We start from the raw sequence: 21,983 nt of genomic DNA, 5'->3' as shown, positions 1-21,983 counted from the left end.
GTATTTTTGAAAGAAAAGACCGAAAGTTCCACGCAGGGCCTCGACAACACGCCCCCCTGCCAGCACACGCCACGCCCGGGGCAGGGCCTGCCGCAGTCACGCAGACTGGACGAACCCGGGTTATGCAGTATATGAAGAAAAGTTGACCGGCCCACCGGCCGCTTTCCCTGCCGCAAGGCCGCACCACTTTTTCGGAGAATCGCATGAAAGCCATCCTCGCCCTGGAAGACGGCGCCCTTTTCCCCGGTGAATCCTTCACCGGCCAGGGCACGGCCGGAGGGGAAGTCATCTTCAACACCGGCATGACCGGATATCAGGAGGTCTTGACCGATCCCTCCTACCACGGCCAGATGGTGTGCATGACCTACCCGCACATCGGCAACTACGGCGTCAATCCCGCCGACGTGGAATCGGCCAAAATCCACGTGGCCGGATTCATCGTCAAGGAATGCTGCAAGACGCCCTCCAACTGGCGGGCCACGGCCACGCTTCCCGAATACCTCACCCGGCAGGGGGTCATGGGCATCGAGGGCATCGACACCCGGGCGCTCACCCGCCATCTGCGGCTTCACGGGGCCATGCGCGGCTATATCTCCACGGACGTGTCCGACCCCCAGGCCCTGGCGGCCAAGGCCAGGGCTCTGCCCTCCATGGAGGGACTGGGGCTGGCCGACCGGGTCACCTGCGACGGCCCCTACCGCTTCGACGGCGAAAAGCCCGTGCCCGTGACCCTGGCCGACGGCGCATACGCCTGGCCGGGCCCCGGGCCCCGGGTGGCGGTCTACGACATGGGCATCAAGTGGAACATCCTGCGGCTTTTGGCGGACCAGGGCTTCGACGTCCTGGCCGTGCCCTCCACGTTCACCGCCGACCAGGTCAAGCGGCTGTCTCCCGACGCCGTGTTTTTGTCCAACGGTCCCGGCGACCCGGCGGCCCTCACCGGGCTGGTCGCGGCCACGGCAGTCCTGGCCGACACCTATCCCACGGCGGGCATCTGCCTGGGACACCAGCTTTTGGGGCTGGCCCTGGGCGGCACGACCTTCAAACTCAAATTCGGGCACCACGGCCTGAACCACCCGGTCAAGGATCTGGAGACCGGACGCATTGAGATTTCCTCCCAGAACCACGGATTCTGCGTGGACATCGCCAGCCTGAAAAACGTGCGCCTCACCCACATCAATCTGAACGACCAGACCCTGGAAGGTTTTGCTCACGAGATAAAACCCATTATCGCCATCCAGCATCATCCCGAAGCGGCCCCGGGCCCCCACGACAGCCGGTTCTTTTTCCGGCGGTTCCGGGAGATGGTCCGGGAACACACCGGGAAATAGGCGCAAGGCAAACCCATGTCTGCGGAACTCTCCAAGGCCCGGGCCCAGATATCGGCCATCGGCACCCATCTCAAGCAGGGGAAGGTATTCCCGGCGGCCACCGCTTTGTATGAGGCCATACACAGCATCCTGCGCTCCCAGCTCATGAAGTCCGAGCGTGAGGAGTTCGCCCGGATGATCACCGACGCCGTCTATCTGCTCAACAACGACAAGGGGTTCCGCTCCTCGTACCCCCTGCTCATGCAGTACCAGCCGGGCCAGGAGAAACAACTGGCGGAGATGCTGCGCGACGTGCTGCAGGAGTTGCAGCATACGGCGGTGTCCGAGGCCAAGGACATCATCCAGGAGAAGCATCAACGCCGTGAGGCCAGCCTGGAGCGCGGCCGCCTGCTGCTGGCCGAACAAAAGCACGACGAGGCCCGGGAGGTTTTGGAAAAGCTGGCCAGGGAGCACCCCGACGATTCGGAATTAAAGGCCCGCATCGCGGATCTGTTCATCAAAGGCGAACTCTACGAGGACGCCTTCACCTACCTCAACGAGGCCCTGGACCTCTCCCCGGACCAGATCCATCTGTACAACCGCATCGGCATCGTCCTGCGGCGTCTGAAAAAATTCGACGTGGCCGAAAAATATTTCGTCCGCGCCGTGCCCTACGCCAAAAATGACGCCAACCTCTATTTCAACCTGGGCCGGGTGTATGTGGACTGGGGGAGGTTCGACAAGGCCGAGAAGGCGGCGCGTATTGCGCTACGCATCACGCCGACCTTTGACGAGGCCAAAAAGATGCTCAATTTTTCGCTCAAGCGGCAAAATAAGCCCGTGGAGCCTTGAGGCCCGGCCTTCACTCGGCGTTTGTGCGCATCTTTCGCGACGCGCCAACCCCCAGGCCGTCGGCCGAGGCATCGCCAAAGGCCAGAAAGGTGACCATGTTTTTCCCTGAGTTTTTCGACCGGTACAGGGCCTGATCGGCCCGCTTCACCGTCTGTTCCATGACCTCGGCCGCCGTCAGGCGGTTCCCGGAAAATGTCGCAAAAGAGCTCACCCCGAAGCTGGCGGTGATGTTCAGACAACCGCTTTCCAGGCCGATGAAACAGCTCTCCACGTTTTTTTGCAGCTTCTCGGCCACGGTCACCCCGGCCTCGCGCCCGGTCTCGGGCAGAAGCACGATGAATTCCTCGCCCCCGTACCTGGCCAGGACGTCCGCCCCGCGCAGGGTCCGTCCGAGATTCCGGGAGAACTCCCGCAGCACCGTGTCCCCCACGGCGTGGCCGTGGCGGTCGTTGATGCTCTTGAAGTTGTCGATATCGAGCATGATGATCGAAACCGGTCGGCGATGGCGCAGGGCGCGGCGAAACTCCTTCTCGGCGATGGCGAAAAAATAGCGCAGGTTGTAGAGGCCCGTGAGGCTGTCGGTGATGGCCAACTGGCGGTATTTGCTCTCGCTGGCCCGCAGGGTCGCCTGGGCCTGGCCCAACTTTGTGACCATGGCGTTGAAGGCCTGGGAGAACTCCCCCAGGAAATCCACATGTTGGGAAAAATCCCCTTCGGCGACGCGGGAGGCCTGCCAGGCCAGGTGGCGCAGATTGCCCTGGAGCATCTTGAGCGATCCGGCGACCGCGCCACGCACGGGAAGCGTCCCCGACAGGTCGCCCTCGGCCAGCCTGACCGCGAAGGCGCTGACCTCCACCAAAGACGAGGCCAATTCCCGCAGGCCTTCCACCGCCTCCAACCGGGGGGGCAGAACCGGAGGCGACAAGGGGTCACGCATGATCCCGGCCAGATACCGAACGACCTGGGCCGCCGTCTCCGTCTCCCGGGCGGACGCCCGGTCGTCGCCAGATGTGTGAGGCAGGACATCCATGGCGCTACCCGCCGACGACCTCGGCTGTAAACCGGCACGTCCGGTCACCGGTACACCAACAGTCGATCTCTTTGACCACAAACCGCTCACCGGTGAAGCTGTCCAGAAGCGCGGCCAAAAAGCCTTCGTCGTACACGCAGACCTCGTAATCGAGCTCCGGCAGTCCCGAGCAGTCCAGATCCTCGGAGACGGTGATGACGAAGGACTTCTTCTCCAGGTCCGCCTTCTCCACCCGCACGATCCCGATGCCCATCTCCTTGAGGGTGGTCTGCACGGCGCTGACGAAGACCCCGAATTCCGTGATCCCGCTGAAAAACTTGCGGTAGAATTCCTGCCCGGCCAGATATCCGGACTCGTAAAAGATGGTGTCCGTCTTCACCGTGCCGCAGTGCCTCTCGATGACGTCCCGAAAGGCGTATTGCATGAGCCGGTAGACCTCCAGTCGGGTCATGGGGCCCAGGTTCGGCCGACCGAGCTCCAGGTTGCCGATCAAATCCCACGAAAAGGCATATTTCCGATCCTGCATGCTGGCTCCAGTCTCCACGGCGTTTCTCTCCGATCTCCGGCCCGGGCGAAAGCCCCCCCTCACGAAAACAGACACCGGCGGCAAATGCCCGGCGCATTCCGCTTCACAGGCCTGCGGCGGCCAGATCCGGCAGCCCCCAGGCCCCGGCCAGCCGGTCCCTGGCCTCCCGGGGAAGCTGGACCATGACCGGCGACTTGGCGGCATCGAGAAGCCGCAGCAACGCCGCCACCCGGCCGGGCTCCATGGCCGTGCACCCGGCCGTGGGGGAATCGGGACCGCGCCAGGAATGGATGAAGATGCACGATCCGGCCCCGGGCGCGGCGGGATCGGTGTTGTGGGCCACGAACAGGCCGTTTTTATACAGGCCGTCGGGGCGCAGCATGCGATCCGGCCCGGACCAGTCCGCAGGCCCGGCCGTGCTTTCGTTGAAGACCATGTTGTATTTCCGCGAATCCGAATTCTCCACGCAGATGGTGTCGGCGGTGACCGTGTGCATGGGCATGTTCGGCGAAAACCCCAGGGCCTTCGGGTCGTAGGAAAAGCCCATGGTCAGGGCGAAGGCCCCGGCCGGGGCCTTGCCGTCCCCCTCGTGTTTGGCCGGGATGCCGGGCAGGGACGGGCCGTCGCCATGCAGTCCCCGGCCAAAGGCCAGGCCACTGCGGCCCACGGTGACCGGAAAGGGCGCAATCACCCGTCGCCAGGGCGCGCCTGCGCTGTCGCGCTCGAAAAACGCCAGGACGCCGGTGATGCTGTCGTAGTCACGGGTGACCACCAGCACGAGTTGCCGGGAATGGTCCAGGGGACGCACCCGGGCCAGATCGTCCAGGCTGGCCGGGGCCGGTTTGGCGGCGACCGCCGGGGAGGGCGGCGCGGCCGGGGCCGTGGGTTTCCTGGCGCAGGAAACCGCCAGGAAAAGACACATGGCCGCCAGGGCGGCCGCAACGCTCCGAAAACCGTACATCGTTCGTCCTCTCGCTTGCGTCTGTGTCCCCCCACGCCAGGTGCGGCCCAGGACGGCGGGAACCGGGGGGACGTATGCACTACCATTTCGAACAAACCATACCCCGCGCCAAGAAGCAAGCAGGACCGGCGACGATCCCTCCGACAGCTTCCCCGACAGGCCCGCCCCTGCCGCCGTGACAGCCGCCACGATTTGTGCGACATCCTCAGCCCCGGGCACCTCACAACCCAAAACGCGCCATGTGGATCACCCATCTCAAACTCCTGGCCTCAGTCGTCTTCTGGGGAGGCACCTGGATATCCGGGCGACACCTGGCCCAGGGCATGGGGCCGTTCTCCGCCGCCTTTGCCCGCTTCGCCCTGGCCTCGGCCTTTCTGTTGTTCCTGACGCGCCGCCTGTCCGGGGGAATCACCCTGCCGAAGCGGCGCGACTGGCCTGGTCTGTTTTTTCTGGGGCTGACCGGGGTCTTCGGATACAACGCCTTTTTTTTCGCGGGGCTTCAAACCGTGCCCGCCAGCCGGGCCGCGCTGATCGTGGCCGCCATCCCCACGGTGGTCTCCCTGTATTCGGGATTGGCCCTGCGCGAACGCTTCGGCAGGGCGCGCATCGCGGGCATCGTCCTGTCGTTTGGCGGGGTGGGCGTGGTCCTGACCGGGGGCGACCCGGCGGAGTTTCTGCGCTTGGGGACCGGCCCCGGCGACCTGCTCATCCTGGGCTGCGTGGCCTGCTGGTCGGCCTATACCCTGGCCGGGCGGTCGGTCATGGCCCGGGTGTCGCCCCTTCACGCCGTCACCTGGTCCTGCCTGCTGGGCGGGGCCTTGCTCCTGCCCCCGGCCCTGGTCGGCGGCCTTTTGACGGACCTGGCCCGGGCCGGTCTGGCGGACTGGCTGCACCTGGGCTTTTTGGGGATCATGGCCACGGGATATGGGTTTTTCTGGTATTACGAGGGGATACAAGCCCTGGGGGCCTCCCGGGCCGGAATCTACATCAACCTCGTGCCCGTGGTGGCCGTGCTGCTGGGCATCATCATCTTGGACGAGCCCCTGGGATGGCCCCTGGCCGTCGGCGGCCTCATGGTCCTTTTCGGGGTACGCCTGACCCAGCGACCGGCCAGCCGGGCCTAGCGTCCCGGTCCCCGCCTTGCACCGCCTTTTTCCGCCCCGCACCCGCTTGACTTCCCACGCCCCCGGGGCCAACAACGAGGACATGACGACCCCCACGCCGAACCCCCAAGGGAGGCGCTCCATGACGCCCACGCGCAAAAAAATCCTGGCCCTGACCCTGGCCATTGTTCTCGTCCTGCTCGGTTCCGCCGCGCTGCTGGTGCGGCTGGTCATCGACCCGGCCGCCTTCGCTCCCATCGTCGTCAGTTTCGTGCAGCGGACCACGGGATTGTCCCTGACCATCACCGGCGGCCTGGGGCTGACCTTTTTCCCCTGGCCCGGCATTGAAATGCGCGGCGCAAGCCTGTCCGATCTCCCGGGCTTTCCCGGCGAACCCTTTGCCAGCGTGGACACGGTGGACATCAAAGTGCGGCCCCTGGCCCTTTTGCGCGGCGACCTGGAGGTCGAGGGCCTGCGCCTTTCGGGCCTGCGGGTCCGCCTGATCCGGGACAAGGAGGGCCGCGAGAACTGGAAGGCCCTGCCCATCGCCCAGGTCACGATCCAGAAGGACCAGGTGGTGGTGGTCAAAACCGACGGCGAGAGCGCCTCGTTCCGCTATCTGGTGGACACGGCCGAGGTGACCGGCGCCGGGGTGACGTTCGAGGATCGGGCCGCCGGGACCACGTTTTCGCTGACGGACATCGACATCCAGGCCAAGGACATCCGCCCCGGACGTCCCTTTGCCGCCCGGGTATCCCTGTCCGCCGCATCCACGAGGCCGGAACTCGCGGCCAAGATGGAGCTCTCCGGGTCGTCCCTGGCGGACCCCCAGGCCATGCGCTTCGCCGTAAGCGACGCCACGCTTCGCCTGGAGGGCCGGGCCACGGACCTGCCGCTGGCCGCCTTCGTCCTGGAAGGCCGAGGAAGCCTGGATTTTTCCGCCGACACAAGCCGTCTGGCCGGACGCGGTCTGTCCCTGTCCGGCACGGTCTCGGGCGGCCGGTTCCCGGCGAACGGACTCACGGCCAGGCTGGATGGCTTGGACTTCGATCTGGATTCCGGCGCAGGGACGCTGTCCTGCCCGAATTTCTCCCTGGCCCTGCCCCAGACCGGGTTTTCGGCCACGGGCTCCGTCCAGGCGACGCACCTGCACGCCACCCCCCGGGGCGCCCTGTCCCTGACCGCCCCGCCCTTCGACCTCAAACCCCTTTTGGCCGGATTCGGTTCGCCCCTGCCGCCCCTTGCGGACAAAAACGCCCTGTCCAAGGTGGGGTTTACGATCAAGGCCGCCTCGGCGGACACCGGCCAGGCCCGCCTGGAGGCCGAGGTGTCCCTGGACGGCGCCCCCATCCGGATCTCAGCCCAGTCCACCACCTCCGGCCCGCTGCGCATGACGGCCTCCGTGGCCATCAAGACCCTGGGCCTGGACGGCTATCTGCCCCAGACCGGCGCGGCCCCAGGCAAACCTGCCGATCCGGCCCCACCCTCCTTCCCAGGCCAGGGCGAGGCCATCGACCTGCGCCTGACCGCCGAGCGGCTGGACGTGAAAAAACTCTCCCTCACCGGCCTGGACGCCACCGCCGCCCTGCGCCAGGGAACCGCCGAAATCAGCCGCTTCCGGGCTTCGCTGGCCGGGGGCGGGCTGTCCGGGAGCCTGCGCGTCGATCTGGCCGTCCCGGCCCGAACCGCCTCCCTGCGGCTGGAGGGGAAAAACTTGGCCGCCGGTCCCCTGCTTATGGCCCTTGTCGGCCGACAGCCGCTCACCGGCACGGCCGCCGTCACCGCCGACCTGACGGCCCAGACCCGCAACCCGTCGGCCATCCTTGAAGCCCTGTCCGGCAAGGCGGCCCTCTCCCTGGCAGGCGGCCGCATCCTGGGCCTCAACCTGTCCCCGGAGATTCTGTCCTCGCCCATGCGCCTTCTGACCTTCGGCCTGGGCGGCGGCCAGGAGGACGCGACCCAAGGCGGCGGTTCCGGAACCCAGATCACCTCGGCCCGGCTTTCCGTAGCCATCAAAAACGGCCGGGCGACCACCAACGACCTGACGGTGCTGGCCCCGCCCCACAAAATCACGGGCCAGGGCACGGTGAATTTGCCCGACAATACGCTGGACATGCGCCTTCTGGCCCATGTGTCCGGGGTGGCCGACATTCCCGTGGCGGTCACGGGCAGCCTCGATTCCCCCACCGTGACCCCGGACCTTGCGGCCATCCCGGCCGAGGCCGTGACCGGCGCGGCGGGCGCGGCGCTCAAGGCCGTCACCAATCCGGGCGGGGCGGCCAAGGGCATCTTTGACGCCATCAACCCATTCAACCTGCTGCCTTCGGGCCAATAAAAAAAGGGCCACCCCGAATCGCTCCGGGATGACCCTGTTTCCGACCTCTTCCCCCGTTCGGGGGTTCCCAGGGGGGCCGCGCCCCCCTGGGCCGCCGGAGGCTTCCCCCCCCGGACGATTTCCGTCGGCCTACGGCTTTTTGGCCACCACTTCCAGCTCCACCAGCACGTCCTTGGGCAGCCTGGCCACCTCCACGCAGGACCGGGCCGGATAGGGCGGGATGAAATACGAGGCATAGACCTCGTTGATGCGGGCGAACTCGTTCATGTCTTTGATGAAAAGGGTGGACTTGACCACATGTTCGAGTCCGAGTCCGGCGGCCTCAAGCACGGCCTGCACGTTTTTGAGGCTCTGGTGGGCCTGCTCCACCACCCCGCCGTCCACGACGCCGCCCGTGGCGGGGTCCGTGGGGGTCTGGCCGGACACGAACAGCAGATCTCCGGCCCACACCCCCAGGGAATAGGGGCCGATGGCTTTTGGGGCCTTGTCCGAAACCACGATCTTTTTCTCAGCCATTTCCGCGCTCCTTGCTTATTGCGTCGCGCCTTGGGCCTGGGGCTTGGCCCCGGGGCGCTTGCGCTTGGGTTCCCACTTGGCGATCATCTGGCCGACGCTTTCCACCTGTCCCGGCTCCATCACGGCGAAAATCCGGTCGCGCACGGCCTGGGCGTATTTTTGGTCTTCCTCGGGGATGTTCCCGGCCCGCAAGGCCAGTTCGGCCCAAAAAAAGGCCTTCATGTCGTTTTTCGCCACGCCTTGGCCGGAGAAAAACAGTTCGGCCAAAAGGGCCTGGGCCTGGGGCTTGCCGAAAAGCGCCGCCTCCTGGAGCCACCTGGCCGCCTCATCGAAATTTTGGGGCACGCCCTGGCCGTGATAATACAGCTTTCCCAGCAGATATTGGGCATCCAGGGAGCCGCGATCCGCCGCCCGGCGGAACCACTCGACGGCCTTGCCCTGGTCCTGGGGCACGCCCTGCCCGGCATAGTACATGGCCGCCACCTGATTTTGCACGGTGACGTCCCCGGCTTCGGCCAGGGGCAAAAACTCCCGAAACGCCGTGGCATAGTCGCCCTCACGGTAGGCCAGTTTGCCTTCTTCCAGCCCGGCCTGGGCGGAGAGGGCCGGAAACGAGGCAAGATACGCCAAAAGGAGCGCGCCGAGAAGGTATCGGCCGCGCTTGCGGGATGCGAGGATAAGCCTCATGGCCGGTTCAGCACTCCGTGGATTTTTCCAGGGCGCCGTCAGCCGCACCGGCCCCGGCCCCCACGATGAAGTGGCGGTAGATGAAGACCGACACGGGCACGCCAAGCAGCATGCCCCACAATCCGAAAAAGACATGGCCGAGATAGACGATGATCAGGATCAAAAGCGGGCTTATCTTGAACACCACGGAGATGATCCGGGGATTTAAGACGTAGGCCTCGAAAAGATGCACCAGAACGACCATGACCAGCGCCCAGAAAACAAGCATCGGGCCGCCGGAATTAAACGCCACGAGCAGGATGGGCGCCGAGGAGATGAACACCCCCAGGACCGGGATCAGGCCGCAAAAAAAGACCATCGTGCACAGCAGCACGATGGGATGGATGCCCAGCACCCACAGCCCCACGGCGGTCAGCATGGTGTTGGCCAGGGCGATGAGCATCTGGGCCTGGAAGGCGGTGCCCACGGTCAGGGCGAACTTGGCCACGCTCTCGGCCATGATCTCGTAGAAATCCTTGAGCCGGGAATGGCGCAGGGCCGCCGTCTGGCGACGCAGGGCGGGAAAGTCGAGCAGGATGAGGAAACTGAACAGGGTGCCCAAAAGGAAATAGGACACATAGCTGGTGACCTGGTTGAACCAGCCCACCACCACGTTGAAGAGCCCCTCCAGGTTCGTGCCCGTAATGTTTTCCACGGACAGGAACTTTTTGATGCGCACCACGGGCACGGCCATGTCCGGCGACTGCACGGCGGTCCGGTCCAGGAACTGGGACAGTTTCTCCATCATCTCCGGGAGTTTTTGCACGAAGGACCGGGTCTCGAAGACCAGCTTCGGCAACACGAACGACAGGATGGTGACGATCACGGCCAGAAAGATCAGATAGACGGCGATGGTCCAGGCCACGCGGGGCGCCCGGGTCCGGGAGCACAGCCAATGGATGACGTTGTTGAAGGTGAAGCACAGGATGAAGGTGATGAAAAGCAGCCCGAAAAGACCATAGGACCTGGCCACATAGACCAGGGCGAAGAAAAGAACCCAGATGAAGATCATCTTGTTGGTTCGAATGAACTGGGCGATGTCGAAGGACATGGCGCTTCCTATCACAAAGCCGGTTACCAGACAATGACGGCGAAAACGCCCTCCGGGGCCACGGCGAAGGCGGCGGAGAAGATCACCCGGGAGACGACGGCTCTTTGCGGCCTTCGATTCCGGCGAAGGCGTTATGGTTGTGGATGGATTCGTGACTCTCCACCTCCACGGAAAACCAGGCCACGCGCGGGTGCCCCGACAGGGCCTTGGCCACGGCCCGGGTCACGTCCTCCACAAAGGTCGGCTTGGCGAAGGCCGCCTCGGTGACGAATTTCTCGTCCTCCCGTTTGAGCAGGGCATACACCGGGGAGGATGCCGCGCCCTCGGCGATCTCGATAAGCTCCTCCAGCCACACGAATCCCCGCCCCCGGCAGCGGATGCGCACCACGGCCCGCTGGCTGTGCGCCCCTTGGTCGGAGATGGCCAGGGAGCACGGACACACGGTCATCACCGGCACGTCCACCCCAAGGGTCAGGGTGAAGTCCCCGCCCGAAAGCTCACCCGACACCAGGCACTCGTAATCGAGCAGCCCCGCAGCCCCGCTCACCGGAGCGGCCTTTTTGGCGAAATAGGGGAACCGGAAGGTCAGATGGGCGTTCCCGGCCTCCAGACGGCGGGCCAGATCCAAAAGAAGCACCTTGAAGGCCCCATAGTCCAGAACCCCGGCCCAGCTTTCCAGGGCCTCCACAAAGCGGCTCATGTGGGTGCCCTTGAAATCGGCGGGCAGATCCACGGACAACTCCACGCTGGCCACCGTGTGCTGCCGCCCGCGTTCCCGGTCCCGGACCAGCAGGGGAAGTTTTATGCCCCGTATCCCCACCCTGTCCAGGGGGATGGGCACCTCGGCAGGCCCGCTTTGCACGTCTTGCATGTCAGCTCCCGGTCTCACATTTTCGGGGAGGCGGGAGGGACGATCCGGAACTGTCGCGAAAGCCCCCCGTCCGGCCCCGTCTCGGGTAAGGATATCCCACAATCGCCCCGGGATCGACCCCCCGGCCGACGCCTCCCGGAAAGGAGACGAAGGCCGGGAAAAATGTCGCATCCCCGCGATTCGTTTCAGGAAATGGTGCAGACGACAGGGCAGATGCAGGATTTTTTCGCGAAACAAAGCCCCAGGTTATGGAAAAAGGCCCCCGAAACGGCCTCCCGGCCCGTGGCCGGGTTGGCGGTCAGCCTGGGGCCCGGCCCGCGTCCCGTGGTCGGACTGGCGGCCAGCCTGGGGCCCGCCCGCGCCCCGTGGCCGGACTAGACGATATCCTGGCCGGTGGTGGTCAGGGTCAGCTTGCCGTGCTTGACGCCCTTGGTGGAGATGAGCTTTTGCGACAGTTTCTGGATCTGCTCCCCGGGGCCGCGCAGGATGAGCACCTCCAGGCAGTTGTGATGGTCCAGATGCACGTGCAGGGCCGAGAGGATCAGGTCGTGGGTCTCGTGCTGGATCTCCGTGAGGCGTTGGGCCAAGTCGCTTTGATGGTGGTCGTACACCAGCGACAACACGCCCGCGATCTCCCGGTCGGTCTGCTCCCACTCCTTTTGCACCAGGACGTTGCGGATGAGGTCGCGAATGGCCTCGGAGCGGGTTTGATAGCTTTTGTCCTGGCACAGCAGGTCGAACTTCTCCAGCAGTTCGGAGTTGAGCGACACGCCGAAACGGATGGTCTTGCCCATGTCTGTTCCTCCGGCGACCCTAACGGGTCAGCTCCCACAGGTTGACGGTGGTCTGGTAATGCTGAAACGGCACCTTGATCGCATACAGGCGCGTGACCTGGAAACCGGCTGCCGCAAATCCGCCCCACACCGGCTCGGACACCTTGCGCTCGGGTTCGGCCAGCCAGATGCGGCCGCCCGGGGCCAGGAGCGAGGAAAAAAGCGGGGTCAGGGGGGCGTGAAACCGGGTTTCGTACAGGATGTCGCTGCCCCACAAAAAGGGAAACGCGCCGGGACGAAAGGCCGGGGCGCGCCAGTCCATGCGCGTGAAAAACGGCATGGCCGACAGGTTGCGGGCGGCGTTTTTCTTGGCCTGGAAAACGGCCCGCCACTCGTAGTCCATGGCCGCCACCCGGGCTCCGGCCGCCGCCCCGGCCAGGGCCGAAAGCCCCAGGCCGCACCCCAGGTCCAGGCACAGCTTCCCGGAAATGTCCGCGCTTTTGGCGAAAAGCCATTGGCACAACAGCAGGCTGGCGGGCCACAGTTCGGCCCAGTAGGGCATGCGCTCGTCCTCGCCGAAATCCTCGTCCCCAACCCTGGCCCACAGGGCCTCCATGTCCTCTTCCCGGGCCAGGCGAAAAACCCGCCCGTTCAGCCGGATCTCCAACACCCCATCGGCCCAGGCGGGCGGAGGGCCGTCGAAGACGGGGGCAAACCCCGCAGGTATCTGCGGCGGGAAGGCATCGAGTGCGTTTTTCATGGCGTATCGCCCTGGAAATCACCTTTTCTCCACCAGCAAGGCCAAAATCCGACACACGAATGGGGCCGCTGGTTCAAAAAGGTGTTACTCTCAAAACCGGAGGCGTGCAAGCGTCACGGCGCAAAGTGCGGACAACAACACTGTCACGTCCGGGCCAAGCCCCCGATCCGCGCCCTTTTTCGGGCAACGGGCGCGGCGCTTCCGGGTTGTGTTTTTTGGGCCACTTGATACAACCCCCCCATGTCCGCCGTCATGACCGCTGCTTTCGGCCTGCCTATGCCCAACCTATCGAGGAACCCTATGAAACTGTCCTTTGCCGCTGCATCGTCCCTTCTCAAAGTCGGAATCGCCGCCCTGTGCCTCGGCGCCTTTCTCCTGGCCCTGCCGCAGACCGAGGCCCGGGCCATGGCCAAACGTCCGGCCAAGACCCCGGCCATGGAGCATGCCGACACCCTCATGCCCGAGACCCTGAAGGCCGATGTGGACCGCATGACCGGTGAATACCGGGAAATCAAGGGCCGCCTGCAAGAGGCGGACAACCGGGTCATCGATGTCGAACGCCGCATCGCGGCCGAAACCACCCAGGCGGGCAAGGAAGCCCTGTCGTCCCTGCAGGCGGATGTCAAGGCCGAACAGGCCCGGCTCATCCAGGAGGCCGAAGAGAAGAAAATCGAACTCGACTACCTGCGCGAGGTGCTCAGGACCAAGATCAAGGAATACCGGGACTAGGGATTTTCCGGCCGCGCCTGCGGGCGTTGGCCGGAAAGACCGCACCACGAACGGCCCGTCCCGGAAGGGGCAGGCCGTTTTCGGCCGCCGGGGCGCGATTCCAGGAAAGGACCGCGCCCCGGGGCCGTTTTCCCGGCCCAAGCCCGAGCCGTCCGCCTTACGGCAGGGGATGCGCCGGGACGCCATGGCCGCCCGGCTATCTGGCCGCATCCCCCTGCCCGTCCTGCAACAGCAGCATCACCGGGCTCGTCGTCACAGGCGGCGTCGCGCCCAGGTCGCGCACGCAACGCACGAACACGCTGGAGTCCGTTTTCAGCTTCATATGCGTCTGGCCGTTATATCCGATCCAATACCAGGCGAAACTCACGTCCTCGGCATACGTCGATCCCGACCAGTAGGAGGCGCCGTAGCTGGGTTCCGTAAAAAGCGGATCCATGGCCGGGGCGCCCCGGGAATAGTCCGCGATGGATTGCAACTCGCGGATGTTGGGCAGCCGCCAGTCGGCATGGCCCGCCGTGGTCCTGGCTTCGCAAGAGGCCAGGGCCTGCTTCCAGGTCATGCCCGCCGCGCTTGCCGACCGCTCCCAGACCAGGGCGTTGGTCGCGTCGGTGAGCGTGCCGTCGCCGTTGTCGGTGATCGCCGCCGCAGGCACGGTCCCGCCCCGGACGCACCGGACCCGGAGCGAACCCTCGGGCGCCGCAAACCACGAATAGCCCACGCACATCATGGCCCGCCACTGATTGTCCGACACGAATGCGGTCGGAGTGGCGGTCCACCAGGGAGCGGCCACGGAATTGGGGAACGCGGCGGTGTCGATGGCCGGCCTGGCCTTGGCCGCGTCCACCAGGGTCAGGGTCTCGGCCAGAGACGGCAACCGCCAGTCGCCATAGCCGCCGACGCTCAGCGCTACGCAGTACGCCTGGGCCTCGGCCAGGGTCCGATAGGTCGTCTCCATGGGTTGCTGCCACACCAGCCCGGTGTTTTGGTCCGTGACCGTGCCGTCGCCGTTATTGTGATAGGACAGCCCGGCCCCCTTCCGGTAGTTTCCGTCCTGCCCGTAGTACTCCTCCCCGGGTTGCGGGCAGGGTATGGCCGCCGTGTCGTTGTAGCAGGCGGAAATCCCTGTTGCCGGAAGCGCCCAGGCATGCGCCATGGCGGGGATGACGGAACAAACGGCCAGCGTGAGCAAAAAAAGAAGCCATGACGAACCATGGCAAGTCTGTCGCGAGGGATGGGGCATGTCGTACTCCAGTGCAGACTGCATTCGGCAATACCCCTATCCCGATCCGACCCCGCTTTCAACGGCTTTTATTTTCCCAATGCGCCTACATCCTTGAGAATCTTCATGACTGCGTCCTTGCGCAGTTCAAGGATCAAAAGGAACACCTCGCTGCCCCTGTGCCGCCTCTCCCACCATTCGGGATCGGCCAGGGCCAGGATGGCGTCGGCCGCCGCCTCGCGTTTTTCGCGCGGCACAGCCCGCAGCCGGGTCAGGCACATCTCTCGGGCGTCGGCCACCTTGTCCGTCCGTGTCAGCAGATCCTCGCCGTCTTTTTTCACTGGTTTCTCCAAAACATGCGGTTGCGGGCTTTCCCGGAGACATGGCAGGGCGGTTCGGCGCGGATGAAAAGGGGCCCGGCCAGAGAGATGCGCATGGCAGGGAGATATCCGGGCTCAGGCGAAAAGGAAAGGTCCGGCCGACCGGGGCTGGCGCGACATCATGATAATTTCGGCATGTACTGGGCGACTATCACCAAAAATCATGCCTAAAAAGCCTTCCTCCCGGGAAAATGGCGGCATATTCTCTTGTCCTGAAAGAACTCTTCCGGCACAAGGGTCATACGCCATGACGGTTCCTCCTCGAATTGGCCGTGGCCAGGCCTGGCGGGGACGCCGACCCTGCCGGGCCGTCTATTTCCGTCCGCCGCAGGCAAGGCCTCGTGTTGCGCGCCTGAACAAACGTCGGCATCTTTTACAGAAAAACCATGCAGAAAGCGCAGGGCCGCGAAGCTGACGTTGATCCGAGAGAAGCTGCGCAGGTGGTGAAGCCCCAGAAGCTGTGGATTCGTGGCCGCTTGAAAAAAAATGGGTTTGGGCAGAGACATAGGAGAGTTTCCCAAGCATAAATGAGCGAGGGCATATGACCGAGATCAATATCTCAGACCTGTTTCAAGCCGCAATTCGAGTGAAAAGATCGGAAATCACTGCGGCGATCTATTCCTGGAGCAGGGGCAAGGTCCAATCGGGGCCATTCCGCGGCATGCGCATTCTCCAGGCCTCCTCCTGGGGGGACGGCGACCTCTGCCCCAAGATTCTCGGGACATATGAGTCCGAACTGCATCCCTGCCTGAATCTCTGGACCAAAGCACAACCGGACATGGTCATTAATATCGGCTGCGCTGAAGGTTTTTACGCCGTAGGTCTGGCGAGGCTTTTCGACGGCGCAATCATCAAGGCCTTCGACATATCTCCGGCCGCCCGGGATCTCTGCCAACGTAACGCGGCGTTGAACCGCGTCCAGGATCGGATCGTCGTCGACGGGCTGTGCTCGCCGGAAATCCTGGATGGCGCGGTGCGCGACGCCTTGCGCCCGGCGGTGGTCTGCGATTGCGAAGGCGGCGAACTGGATTTGCTCGATCCGGTGCGCGCGCCGAGTCTTTCCCGGTGCAACATTCTGGTGGAATGTCATGACTTCGTGAATCGTTTCATCAGCGAAACCCTTGTTGCGCGGTTCAAGGAATCCCACGTCATCGACGCCATCCCCGAAGGCCCGCGCGACCCCAACCGCTTCACCCCGTTGCGGCGCATGCGCAGCCTTGACCGGTGGCTGGCCGTCTGTGAGTTCAGGCCAGAATCCATGAATTGGCTGTTCATGCGCCCAAGGAGCGTGGCCAATACGTAAAGACGCCGCAACGTCTTGTCGGAATTTTATAACCAACGTCGGGCAGGAAGCGCTTCTTTTTTCCATGCGCCAGCGCACGTCCCGCTCTTCGCGGGAAACGGCCGCCTGCACGCTTGATCTCGCCATGGCCCTATGCGTGGCCATCACGGACAAGCGCGTCTGTTCCCGCAACCAAAATGCGTTCTGTTGACGAGGCCATCTTTCGAATCCTGTTGGATCTCTTCTGGGTCATCAGAACGGATAATCAACGCCACCTGCATGACAAAAGGCAGGCCTCATCGAGGTCGCACAAAAAAACCGGACAGCCCCGCCCGGTCTTAAACCAAGCAGAACCATCCGGTATTCTTTAAAATTGGTGCGAGAGGGGGGACTCGAACCCCCACGCCGAAGCGCTGGAACCTAAATCCAGTGCGTCTACCAATTCCGCCACTCTCGCACGCGCGAAGCGGTCCCCTGTATCGCATCCGGCCCGGCCGGACAACTCCCCAAAGGCCCCGGTCGCGAAAACGCCCCTACAGCGCTGCCAGGAGCAGCTCCAGCTTGGCCAGGACGTCCGCCGCATCCCGGCCCAAAATCCGGATCATGGGTTCCTTGCCCGTCTCGCCCGGATCGCACACCGCATCCACGGTCCCCGGGTCGGGATGGGCCGAAAGGGCCGCGTGAGTGCCCCACTCCAGGCTGCTCCCCTCGCGTTCCTTGATCTCCCTGGGTTCCTCGGCCCGGTTGAACCAGGCCGCCGCAAGCCCGGCCCGGGACAGGGCCGCCAGGGTGCGCTCGTTGAAGCGGACGTTGACCGCGCAGGCCACGTCCGGGACCACCGACGCTGCCGCCAAAACCACCTTGGCCATGTGCGAGGAGGCCCCGAAGGCCGGGCCGGCCGGGATGTAGACCGAGCCGTCGCGGCCCCGGGTGATGCGCCCGGCAAAGGCCGCCACGTCGCCCACGGCCGCAGGCCAGGGCGCGGCCAGGGCCAGGTTCATGGACACCTCGGGCACAAGCGACGCCAGGCCCGGCATGGCCAAAAGCCGCCGCGCCGCCTGACGCATCTCGTCTAAAACGAACAGTCTGGCCCGGGTGCGCACAAACGGGGCCAGATGATGCGGCGGCCCGGTTCCGGCCCCCAGGTCGTAGGCCGCCCGCAGGCACAGGTGCAGATAGTCCCTGGCCCGGGTCACGGCCGTCTCCAGGTCCGCCCCCAGGGCCAGATGCGCGGCGATGGCCGCCGAGAGGGTGCAGCCCGTGCCGTGGGTGTTTTTCGTGTCCACATGCGGCCGGGCGATCTCCACCTCGCGGCCGTTTGAAAAAGCCAGCAGGTCCGTGACCATGCCGCCGAATGGTGCGCCGTGGCCGCCCTTGAGCAGCACCGCGTCCGGCCCCTTGCGGCCCATGCCCCGCATGTCCAGGATGCGCCGGGCGGCCTGCCGGGCCGATTCCCGGTCGCACACCGCGATCCCGGTCAATTCCAGGGCCTCGGGCAGATTGGGGGTGACCAGGGCGGCCAGGGGGATCAGGCATTCCCGAAGGGCGCTTACGGCCTCGGGCTCAAGCAGCCTGGCCCCGGACTGGCTGACGCACACGGGATCGACCACCAGGGGAAAGCCCGCTCCGGCCAGATGCCCGGCCACGGCTTCGATGATGGGGGCGCAAAAAAGCATGCCGGTCTTGGCCGCCCGGATGGGGAAATCGGACAAGACGGCCTCAAGCTGGGCGGCTGCGAACTCCGGCGGCGGGGCGTGGATGGCCGTGACCGCCGTGGTGTTCTGGGCCGTCAGGGCGGTTATGACCGACAGGCCGTAGGCCCCCTGCATCATGAAGGTCTTGAGGTCGGCCTGGATGCCCGCCCCGCCGCCGGAGTCGGAACCGGCCACGGTCAGGACGCAGGGCGGGGATAACGTGGGTTGGATGCGGTTCATGCGCCGGATTCCTCCTCAAGCCCTTCGTCGCTTTCGCGAATCTTTCTGATGCTTAAGCCGCTTCGGGCCAAGACCAGCACGCCCAGAAGCGTCACCGGGATGTATTGCAGCATGTGCAGCACCACCCCGGCGGCCAGGGCCTGTTCCTTGTCCACGCCGAAAAGCCCCAGGGCGAAGACCACCGCGGCCTCGAAGACCCCGAAGGCCCCGGGCGAGGACGGCATGGCCATGCCCAGGGCCGACAGGACGAAGACCGCCGTGGCCTGTCCGGGCGTCAAGGGCAATTGGGCCGCCCACAACAGGAAAAAATAGGTGACGGCCGCATAGAGCAGCCAGCACAGGGCCGTGTACAGCCCGAGCACGACCATGAACCCCGGCGTCACCCCATGCAGGATCTGCAACTTGATGTCCGCCAGAAAGGCCGACAACCGGGCCGAGGGCATGAGGTCGATGATCCTGCCCACGAGGTTCGGGAAGGCCCGGACCATGAACAGCGCCGCCCAGATGCCGCCCACCACGGCGGCCAGGGGCACGAAGGCCAGGTTGACCTTGAAGTGGACCGCCACCACCAGGCCCATGGCCAAAAGGGCGTTCAAATCGAAAAAACGCTCCCAAAAGACCATGGTCACGCCCTTGGACAGGGAAAAGCCGCCCGCCCGGCGCAGGTAGAAGGCCTTGGCCAACTCCCCGAGCTTGGCCGGGATGATGTTGTTGACGGCCATGCCCAGGAAAAAGGCCTTGGTGCACAGCCACACCCCGGCCGAATAGCCGGTGAGGAAATTGAAGCGCAGGGCCATGGCCCCGTAGCTCAAAAAGGAAAAGGCCCCGGTGAAAAAAAGCGGCCACAGGGCGTAGCCGGACAAGGCCTGCCACAGGAGGGCGAAATCGATCCCCCAAAAGGCGTAGACCAGGCAGGCCGCCACCAGTCCGAAGCGCAGGGCGAAACTGACGGTTTTTTTTACGAGCATGCGTCTTTTTCCGTGGCTATGGCGTCCCGGCGGGGCGATCCGCCGGGGAACCACCGTGACCCGGCTAGTGGTGCGTCCTCAAAAAATACACCTGTATTTTTTAAGAAAAAAAATTTCACGCTGTTGCTTCATCAGTCGTGTCCGCCCAAGTCGAGGACACGGCCCTCATGTTGCGTTCGGTCATTTCCGTCATGGTCTGGCAAATAGCAACATCTTGAATTTCTGATTTTTCTTCACAAAAAAACAAAAAACGTCTTTGTGTGGACGCCACACCAGTGGCGCCTCCTTGAAAAATACGCCCGTCTTTTTCAAGAAACAAAGTCTTTCATCCCGTTGTTTCAACGGTCGCGTCCTCCCCTATCGGGGACGCGACGCTAGCGGTTGAACTTCTCCTGGAGCCGGAAACGCAGATGCGTAAAACGCTTTTCAGACCCGGATTTGCCCAGGCCCACGGCCAGGGCCCGCTTGGGGGCGATGAGCACCGCAAGCTTTCTGGCCCGGGTCAGGGCGGTATAGATCAGGTTGCGCCGAAGCATGACGTAATGCTGGGTCAAAAGGGGCGTCACCACGGCCGGATATTCGCTGCCCTGGGATTTGTGGACGCTTATGGCGTAGGCCGGACTCAGTTCGTCCAGGTCCGTGCGGTCATAGGCCACGTCCCGGCCGTCGAAATCCACCAAAAGCTCCCCTTCCTCGGGGTCCACAGAGGTGATGAACCCCAGATCGCCGTTGAACACGTCTTTTTCGTAGTTGTTGCGGGTCTGGAGCACCTTGTCCCCACGCCGAAAAATCGCGTTGCCCCGGACAATCTCCGGGCCTGTGGGATTGAGCCTTTGGCGTAGGGCGTCGTTTAAGGCCATGGTCCCCACCTCGCCCTTGTGCATGGGCGAAAGCACCTGGATGTCGCGCACCGGATCGAAGCCGAAGGACCGGGGGATGCGCTCGCTGACCAGTTCCACGATCTTGTCCTTGACCGCCGCCGGATCGTCCATCTCCACCCAGAAAAAGTCCGCATCCTCCGGGCAATCCTGCGCCTGCAAGGGGAACTGCCCCTCGTTGATGCGATGGGAGTTGACCACGATCAGGCTTTTCTGGGCCTGCCGGTAAATATGGGTCAGGCGTTCGGCAGGCACGGCCTGGCTGTCCAGGATGTCGGCCAGGACATTGCCCGGCCCGACCGACGGCAACTGGTTCACGTCCCCGACCAGGATCAGCCGCCCGGTCAGGGGCATGGCCCGAAGCATCTGGGCGCACAGCCGCACGTCGAGCATGGAGGCCTCGTCCACCACCAGCGCGTCGGCCTTGAGCTTGTTGTCCTCGCTTATGGCGAAGGAGCCGTCGGCGGAATATTGCAAGAGCCGGTGCAGGGTGGCCGCCGGGAACCCCGTGGCCTCGGACATGCGCTTGGCCGCCCGGCCGGTCGGCGCGGCAAGTTTGACCTTATGCCCGAGCTTGTCAAGGGCGCGCACCACCATGCGGGTGATGGTGGTCTTGCCCGTGCCGGGACCGCCGGTGAGCACGAAGACCTTCTCCCCGATGGCCGTCTGCACGGCCCGGCGCTGCTCCTCGGAAAGCGTCAGCCCGGCCTCGGCCTCGATTTTCGGCAAAAGTCCCCGGGCCTTTTCCAAGACCCCGGTGCTGCCGCCGTGGGTGCACAGCCCCCACAGCCGGTCGGCGATTTCCTTCTCGTAGCCGTAGAGGTGATGCAGATAGACGGCCCGGGGGATGTCCTGCTCGGGAAGCGGACAGGTCTTGATGCGTTTTTTTTCTTCCAGGGCGGCCAGGGCGGATTCGAAGGTGACGGGATCGATCTCGCCGTCGAGCATGCCCAGAATCCGTTCGTAGAGCTCCTCGGCCGGGAAAAACAGATGCCCTTGCTCGCTGGCCGTAAAAAGGGAGAACACCACGGCCGCCTCCACCCGGTCCCGGCTGCCGGGATCGAGGCCGAGCTTTAAGGCCATGCGGTCGGCGGTGCGAAACCCGATGCCGCGAATCTCGTAGATCAGGTCATAGGGATTGGCCTTGAGGCGGGCGATGGCGTCGTTGCCGTAGAGCTTGAAGATCTTGGCGGCATAGCCCGTGGAGATCTCGAAGGTCTGCAGGAAAAGGATGAGCGAACGCACCTCGCGGTGCTCGTTCCAGGAGGAGAGGATGCCCGACAGCTTTTTCTTGCCCAGGCCCTCCACACGCAACAGCTTGTCCGGCTCGTTCTCCAGGATGTCTAGGACGCGCGCGCCGTACATGTCCACCATGCGCTCGGCCAACACCCCGCCCACGCCCTTGATCTGGCCCGAGGCCAGATAGCGCCGGATGCCGTTGACCGTGGCCGGCATGGACGAGACGGCGCTTTGCACCTGGAACTGGCGTCCGAAACGGGGATGTTCGACCCACTGGCCGGTCAGGCGCACCATCTCGCCCGGGGCCAACTTGGCCATGGCGCCCACGATGGACACCACCCCCGGTTCGCCCTTGGCCTTGACCCGGGCGACGAGATAGTTGGTCTCTTCGCTGTAATAGGTGATGCACTGCACCTCGGCCGCAATTTCCGTGACCGTCACGCCCGGCGCTCCCCTCGCGTCACGGAAGGACGGCGGCCATCCGCCGGGCGTGCCCGGCGGCAGCCCGCACACGCGCCGCGCGATCCCCGGCAGCCGTCC

General features: G+C 64.7%; 23 protein-coding genes and 1 tRNA gene. 7 read left to right on the top strand and 17 right to left on the bottom strand.

Annotated elements, in window-relative coordinates; all coding sequences use genetic code 11:
- Positions 1–203: 203 nt before the first annotated feature.
- Positions 204–1,331: a glutamine-hydrolyzing carbamoyl-phosphate synthase small subunit gene (carA, locus tag V3572_RS03160; RefSeq protein ID WP_332109520.1), complete on the top strand. Its 1,128-nt coding sequence runs from the start codon at positions 204–206 to the stop codon at positions 1,329–1,331.
- A 15-nt stretch (positions 1,332–1,346) separates the two neighbouring features.
- Positions 1,347–2,162 (top strand): tetratricopeptide repeat protein, encoded by an 816-nt coding sequence (locus V3572_RS03155; protein ID WP_332109519.1) that lies wholly within the window; start codon positions 1,347–1,349, stop codon positions 2,160–2,162.
- A gap of 10 nt (positions 2,163–2,172) precedes the next feature.
- Here V3572_RS03155 and V3572_RS03150 read toward each other — a convergent pair whose 3' ends face one another.
- The 3 genes from V3572_RS03150 to V3572_RS03140 all read right to left on the bottom strand — a co-directional run bounded on the left by V3572_RS03150 (position 2,173) and on the right by V3572_RS03140 (position 4,679).
- Positions 2,173–3,192 carry a GGDEF domain-containing protein gene (locus V3572_RS03150; RefSeq protein WP_332109518.1) on the bottom strand — a complete coding sequence of 340 codons (1,020 nt, stop codon included), beginning with the start codon at positions 3,190–3,192 and terminating at the stop codon, positions 2,173–2,175.
- 4 nt (positions 3,193–3,196) lie between these two features.
- Positions 3,197–3,718, bottom strand: a complete 522-nt coding sequence (locus V3572_RS03145; RefSeq protein ID WP_332109517.1) for a V4R domain-containing protein — start codon at positions 3,716–3,718, stop codon at positions 3,197–3,199.
- 103 nt (positions 3,719–3,821) lie between these two features.
- Positions 3,822–4,679, bottom strand: coding sequence for a L,D-transpeptidase family protein (locus tag V3572_RS03140; RefSeq protein WP_332109516.1), 858 nt, complete (start codon positions 4,677–4,679; stop codon positions 3,822–3,824).
- A gap of 239 nt (positions 4,680–4,918) precedes the next feature.
- Here V3572_RS03140 and V3572_RS03135 point away from each other — a divergent pair, with 239 nt between their 5' ends.
- Together V3572_RS03135 and V3572_RS03130 are read left to right on the top strand one after the other, a co-directional pair.
- Positions 4,919–5,803 (top strand): DMT family transporter, encoded by an 885-nt coding sequence (locus V3572_RS03135; RefSeq protein WP_332109515.1) that lies wholly within the window; start codon positions 4,919–4,921, stop codon positions 5,801–5,803.
- A 121-nt stretch (positions 5,804–5,924) separates the two neighbouring features.
- Positions 5,925–8,117, top strand: a complete 2,193-nt coding sequence (locus V3572_RS03130; protein WP_332109514.1) for an AsmA family protein — start codon at positions 5,925–5,927, stop codon at positions 8,115–8,117.
- A gap of 129 nt (positions 8,118–8,246) precedes the next feature.
- On the opposite strand, the gene V3572_RS03125 is transcribed toward V3572_RS03130, so the two are convergent.
- From V3572_RS03125 to folE2, 4 genes are all read right to left on the bottom strand, one after another.
- Positions 8,247–8,633 carry a RidA family protein gene (locus tag V3572_RS03125; RefSeq protein WP_332109513.1) on the bottom strand — a complete coding sequence of 129 codons (387 nt, stop codon included), beginning with the start codon at positions 8,631–8,633 and terminating at the stop codon, positions 8,247–8,249.
- A gap of 15 nt (positions 8,634–8,648) precedes the next feature.
- Positions 8,649–9,320 (bottom strand): tetratricopeptide repeat protein, encoded by a 672-nt coding sequence (locus V3572_RS03120; protein ID WP_332109512.1) that lies wholly within the window; start codon positions 9,318–9,320, stop codon positions 8,649–8,651.
- Between the two features lie 7 nt (positions 9,321–9,327).
- Positions 9,328–10,410: an AI-2E family transporter gene (locus V3572_RS03115; protein WP_332109511.1), complete on the bottom strand. Its 1,083-nt coding sequence runs from the start codon at positions 10,408–10,410 to the stop codon at positions 9,328–9,330.
- An 82-nt stretch (positions 10,411–10,492) separates the two neighbouring features.
- Positions 10,493–11,281: a GTP cyclohydrolase FolE2 gene (gene folE2 / locus V3572_RS03110; RefSeq protein WP_332109510.1), complete on the bottom strand. Its 789-nt coding sequence runs from the start codon at positions 11,279–11,281 to the stop codon at positions 10,493–10,495.
- A 162-nt stretch (positions 11,282–11,443) separates the two neighbouring features.
- Here folE2 and V3572_RS03105 point away from each other — a divergent pair, with 162 nt between their 5' ends.
- Positions 11,444–11,659: a hypothetical protein gene (locus tag V3572_RS03105; protein ID WP_332109509.1), complete on the top strand. Its 216-nt coding sequence runs from the start codon at positions 11,444–11,446 to the stop codon at positions 11,657–11,659.
- Here V3572_RS03105 and nikR read toward each other — a convergent pair.
- Complete coding sequence (gene nikR / locus V3572_RS03100) at positions 11,656–12,075, bottom strand: nickel-responsive transcriptional regulator NikR (RefSeq protein ID WP_163302547.1); 420 nt, start codon at positions 12,073–12,075, stop codon at positions 11,656–11,658. The genes V3572_RS03105 and nikR overlap by 4 nt on opposite strands.
- 19 nt (positions 12,076–12,094) lie before the next feature.
- On the bottom strand, positions 12,095–12,814 hold the full coding sequence (locus tag V3572_RS03095) for a class I SAM-dependent methyltransferase (RefSeq protein ID WP_332109508.1): 720 nt from the start codon (positions 12,812–12,814) through the stop codon (positions 12,095–12,097).
- Between the two features lie 300 nt (positions 12,815–13,114).
- Between V3572_RS03095 and V3572_RS03090 the strand changes: the two genes are divergently transcribed.
- Positions 13,115–13,543: a hypothetical protein gene (locus tag V3572_RS03090; protein ID WP_332109507.1), complete on the top strand. Its 429-nt coding sequence runs from the start codon at positions 13,115–13,117 to the stop codon at positions 13,541–13,543.
- A 196-nt stretch (positions 13,544–13,739) separates the two neighbouring features.
- Here the strand turns inward: V3572_RS03090 and V3572_RS03085 are convergent, their stop codons facing one another.
- The 3 genes from V3572_RS03085 to V3572_RS03075 form a co-directional block, all read right to left on the bottom strand.
- Positions 13,740–14,783, bottom strand: a complete 1,044-nt coding sequence (locus V3572_RS03085) for an Lcl C-terminal domain-containing protein (RefSeq protein WP_332109506.1) — start codon at positions 14,781–14,783, stop codon at positions 13,740–13,742.
- A 68-nt stretch (positions 14,784–14,851) separates the two neighbouring features.
- Positions 14,852–15,103 (bottom strand): hypothetical protein, encoded by a 252-nt coding sequence (locus V3572_RS03080; protein WP_332109505.1) that lies wholly within the window; start codon positions 15,101–15,103, stop codon positions 14,852–14,854.
- A gap of 206 nt (positions 15,104–15,309) precedes the next feature.
- Complete coding sequence (locus V3572_RS03075; RefSeq protein ID WP_332109504.1) at positions 15,310–15,648, bottom strand: hypothetical protein; 339 nt, start codon at positions 15,646–15,648, stop codon at positions 15,310–15,312.
- A 35-nt stretch (positions 15,649–15,683) separates the two neighbouring features.
- Here V3572_RS03075 and V3572_RS03070 point away from each other — a divergent pair, with 35 nt between their 5' ends.
- Positions 15,684–16,445 carry a hypothetical protein gene (locus V3572_RS03070; RefSeq protein ID WP_332109503.1) on the top strand — a complete coding sequence of 254 codons (762 nt, stop codon included), beginning with the start codon at positions 15,684–15,686 and terminating at the stop codon, positions 16,443–16,445.
- A gap of 353 nt (positions 16,446–16,798) precedes the next feature.
- Here the strand turns inward: V3572_RS03070 and V3572_RS03065 are convergent.
- The 5 genes from V3572_RS03065 to recD2 form a co-directional block, all read right to left on the bottom strand.
- A tRNA-Leu gene (locus tag V3572_RS03065) sits at positions 16,799–16,881 on the bottom strand.
- 76 nt (positions 16,882–16,957) lie between these two features.
- Positions 16,958–18,358 carry a bifunctional hydroxymethylpyrimidine kinase/phosphomethylpyrimidine kinase gene (gene thiD, locus V3572_RS03060; RefSeq protein WP_332109502.1) on the bottom strand — a complete coding sequence of 467 codons (1,401 nt, stop codon included), beginning with the start codon at positions 18,356–18,358 and terminating at the stop codon, positions 16,958–16,960.
- On the bottom strand, positions 18,355–19,326 hold the full coding sequence (locus tag V3572_RS03055) for a lysylphosphatidylglycerol synthase transmembrane domain-containing protein (protein ID WP_332109501.1): 972 nt from the start codon (positions 19,324–19,326) through the stop codon (positions 18,355–18,357). The genes thiD and V3572_RS03055 overlap by 4 nt, the downstream gene beginning before the upstream one ends.
- A 115-nt stretch (positions 19,327–19,441) precedes the next feature.
- On the bottom strand, positions 19,442–19,645 hold the full coding sequence (locus tag V3572_RS03050) for a hypothetical protein (RefSeq protein ID WP_332109500.1): 204 nt from the start codon (positions 19,643–19,645) through the stop codon (positions 19,442–19,444).
- Positions 19,646–19,700: 55 nt separating this feature from the next.
- The gene (recD2, locus tag V3572_RS03045) at positions 19,701–21,884 is read right to left on the bottom strand and encodes an SF1B family DNA helicase RecD2 (protein WP_332109526.1); all 2,184 of its coding nucleotides are present in this window, start codon (positions 21,882–21,884) and stop codon (positions 19,701–19,703) included.
- Between the last annotated feature and the right edge of the window lie 99 nt (positions 21,885–21,983).

This window comes from Desulfolutivibrio sp., assembly GCF_036584575.1.
Taxonomy (GTDB): domain Bacteria; phylum Desulfobacterota; class Desulfovibrionia; order Desulfovibrionales; family Desulfovibrionaceae; genus Desulfolutivibrio.
This window is presented reverse-complemented; position numbering and strand designations above follow the sequence as displayed.

Bases quoted from the DNA above. Each gene is read 5' to 3' on its own strand.
- carA (WP_332109520.1), top strand. From the start codon at position 204: ATGAAAGCCATCCTCGCCCTGGAAGACGGCGCCCTTTTCCCCGGTGAA.
- V3572_RS03155 (WP_332109519.1), top strand. From the start codon at position 1,347: ATGTCTGCGGAACTCTCCAAGGCCCGGGCCCAGATATCGGCCATCGGC.
- V3572_RS03150 (WP_332109518.1), bottom strand. From the start codon at position 3,192: ATGGATGTCCTGCCTCACACATCTGGCGACGACCGGGCGTCCGCCCGG.
- V3572_RS03145 (WP_332109517.1), bottom strand. From the start codon at position 3,718: ATGCAGGATCGGAAATATGCCTTTTCGTGGGATTTGATCGGCAACCTG.
- V3572_RS03140 (WP_332109516.1), bottom strand. From the start codon at position 4,679: ATGTACGGTTTTCGGAGCGTTGCGGCCGCCCTGGCGGCCATGTGTCTT.
- V3572_RS03135 (WP_332109515.1), top strand. From the start codon at position 4,919: ATGTGGATCACCCATCTCAAACTCCTGGCCTCAGTCGTCTTCTGGGGA.
- V3572_RS03130 (WP_332109514.1), top strand. From the start codon at position 5,925: ATGACGCCCACGCGCAAAAAAATCCTGGCCCTGACCCTGGCCATTGTT.
- V3572_RS03125 (WP_332109513.1), bottom strand. From the start codon at position 8,633: ATGGCTGAGAAAAAGATCGTGGTTTCGGACAAGGCCCCAAAAGCCATC.
- V3572_RS03120 (WP_332109512.1), bottom strand. From the start codon at position 9,320: ATGAGGCTTATCCTCGCATCCCGCAAGCGCGGCCGATACCTTCTCGGC.
- V3572_RS03115 (WP_332109511.1), bottom strand. From the start codon at position 10,410: ATGTCCTTCGACATCGCCCAGTTCATTCGAACCAACAAGATGATCTTC.
- folE2 (WP_332109510.1), bottom strand. From the start codon at position 11,281: ATGCAAGACGTGCAAAGCGGGCCTGCCGAGGTGCCCATCCCCCTGGAC.
- V3572_RS03105 (WP_332109509.1), top strand. From the start codon at position 11,444: ATGTCGCATCCCCGCGATTCGTTTCAGGAAATGGTGCAGACGACAGGG.
- nikR (WP_163302547.1), bottom strand. From the start codon at position 12,075: ATGGGCAAGACCATCCGTTTCGGCGTGTCGCTCAACTCCGAACTGCTG.
- V3572_RS03095 (WP_332109508.1), bottom strand. From the start codon at position 12,814: ATGAAAAACGCACTCGATGCCTTCCCGCCGCAGATACCTGCGGGGTTT.
- V3572_RS03090 (WP_332109507.1), top strand. From the start codon at position 13,115: ATGAAACTGTCCTTTGCCGCTGCATCGTCCCTTCTCAAAGTCGGAATC.
- V3572_RS03085 (WP_332109506.1), bottom strand. From the start codon at position 14,783: ATGCCCCATCCCTCGCGACAGACTTGCCATGGTTCGTCATGGCTTCTT.
- V3572_RS03075 (WP_332109504.1), bottom strand. From the start codon at position 15,648: ATGTCTCTGCCCAAACCCATTTTTTTTCAAGCGGCCACGAATCCACAG.
- V3572_RS03070 (WP_332109503.1), top strand. From the start codon at position 15,684: ATGACCGAGATCAATATCTCAGACCTGTTTCAAGCCGCAATTCGAGTG.
- thiD (WP_332109502.1), bottom strand. From the start codon at position 18,358: ATGAACCGCATCCAACCCACGTTATCCCCGCCCTGCGTCCTGACCGTG.
- V3572_RS03055 (WP_332109501.1), bottom strand. From the start codon at position 19,326: ATGCTCGTAAAAAAAACCGTCAGTTTCGCCCTGCGCTTCGGACTGGTG.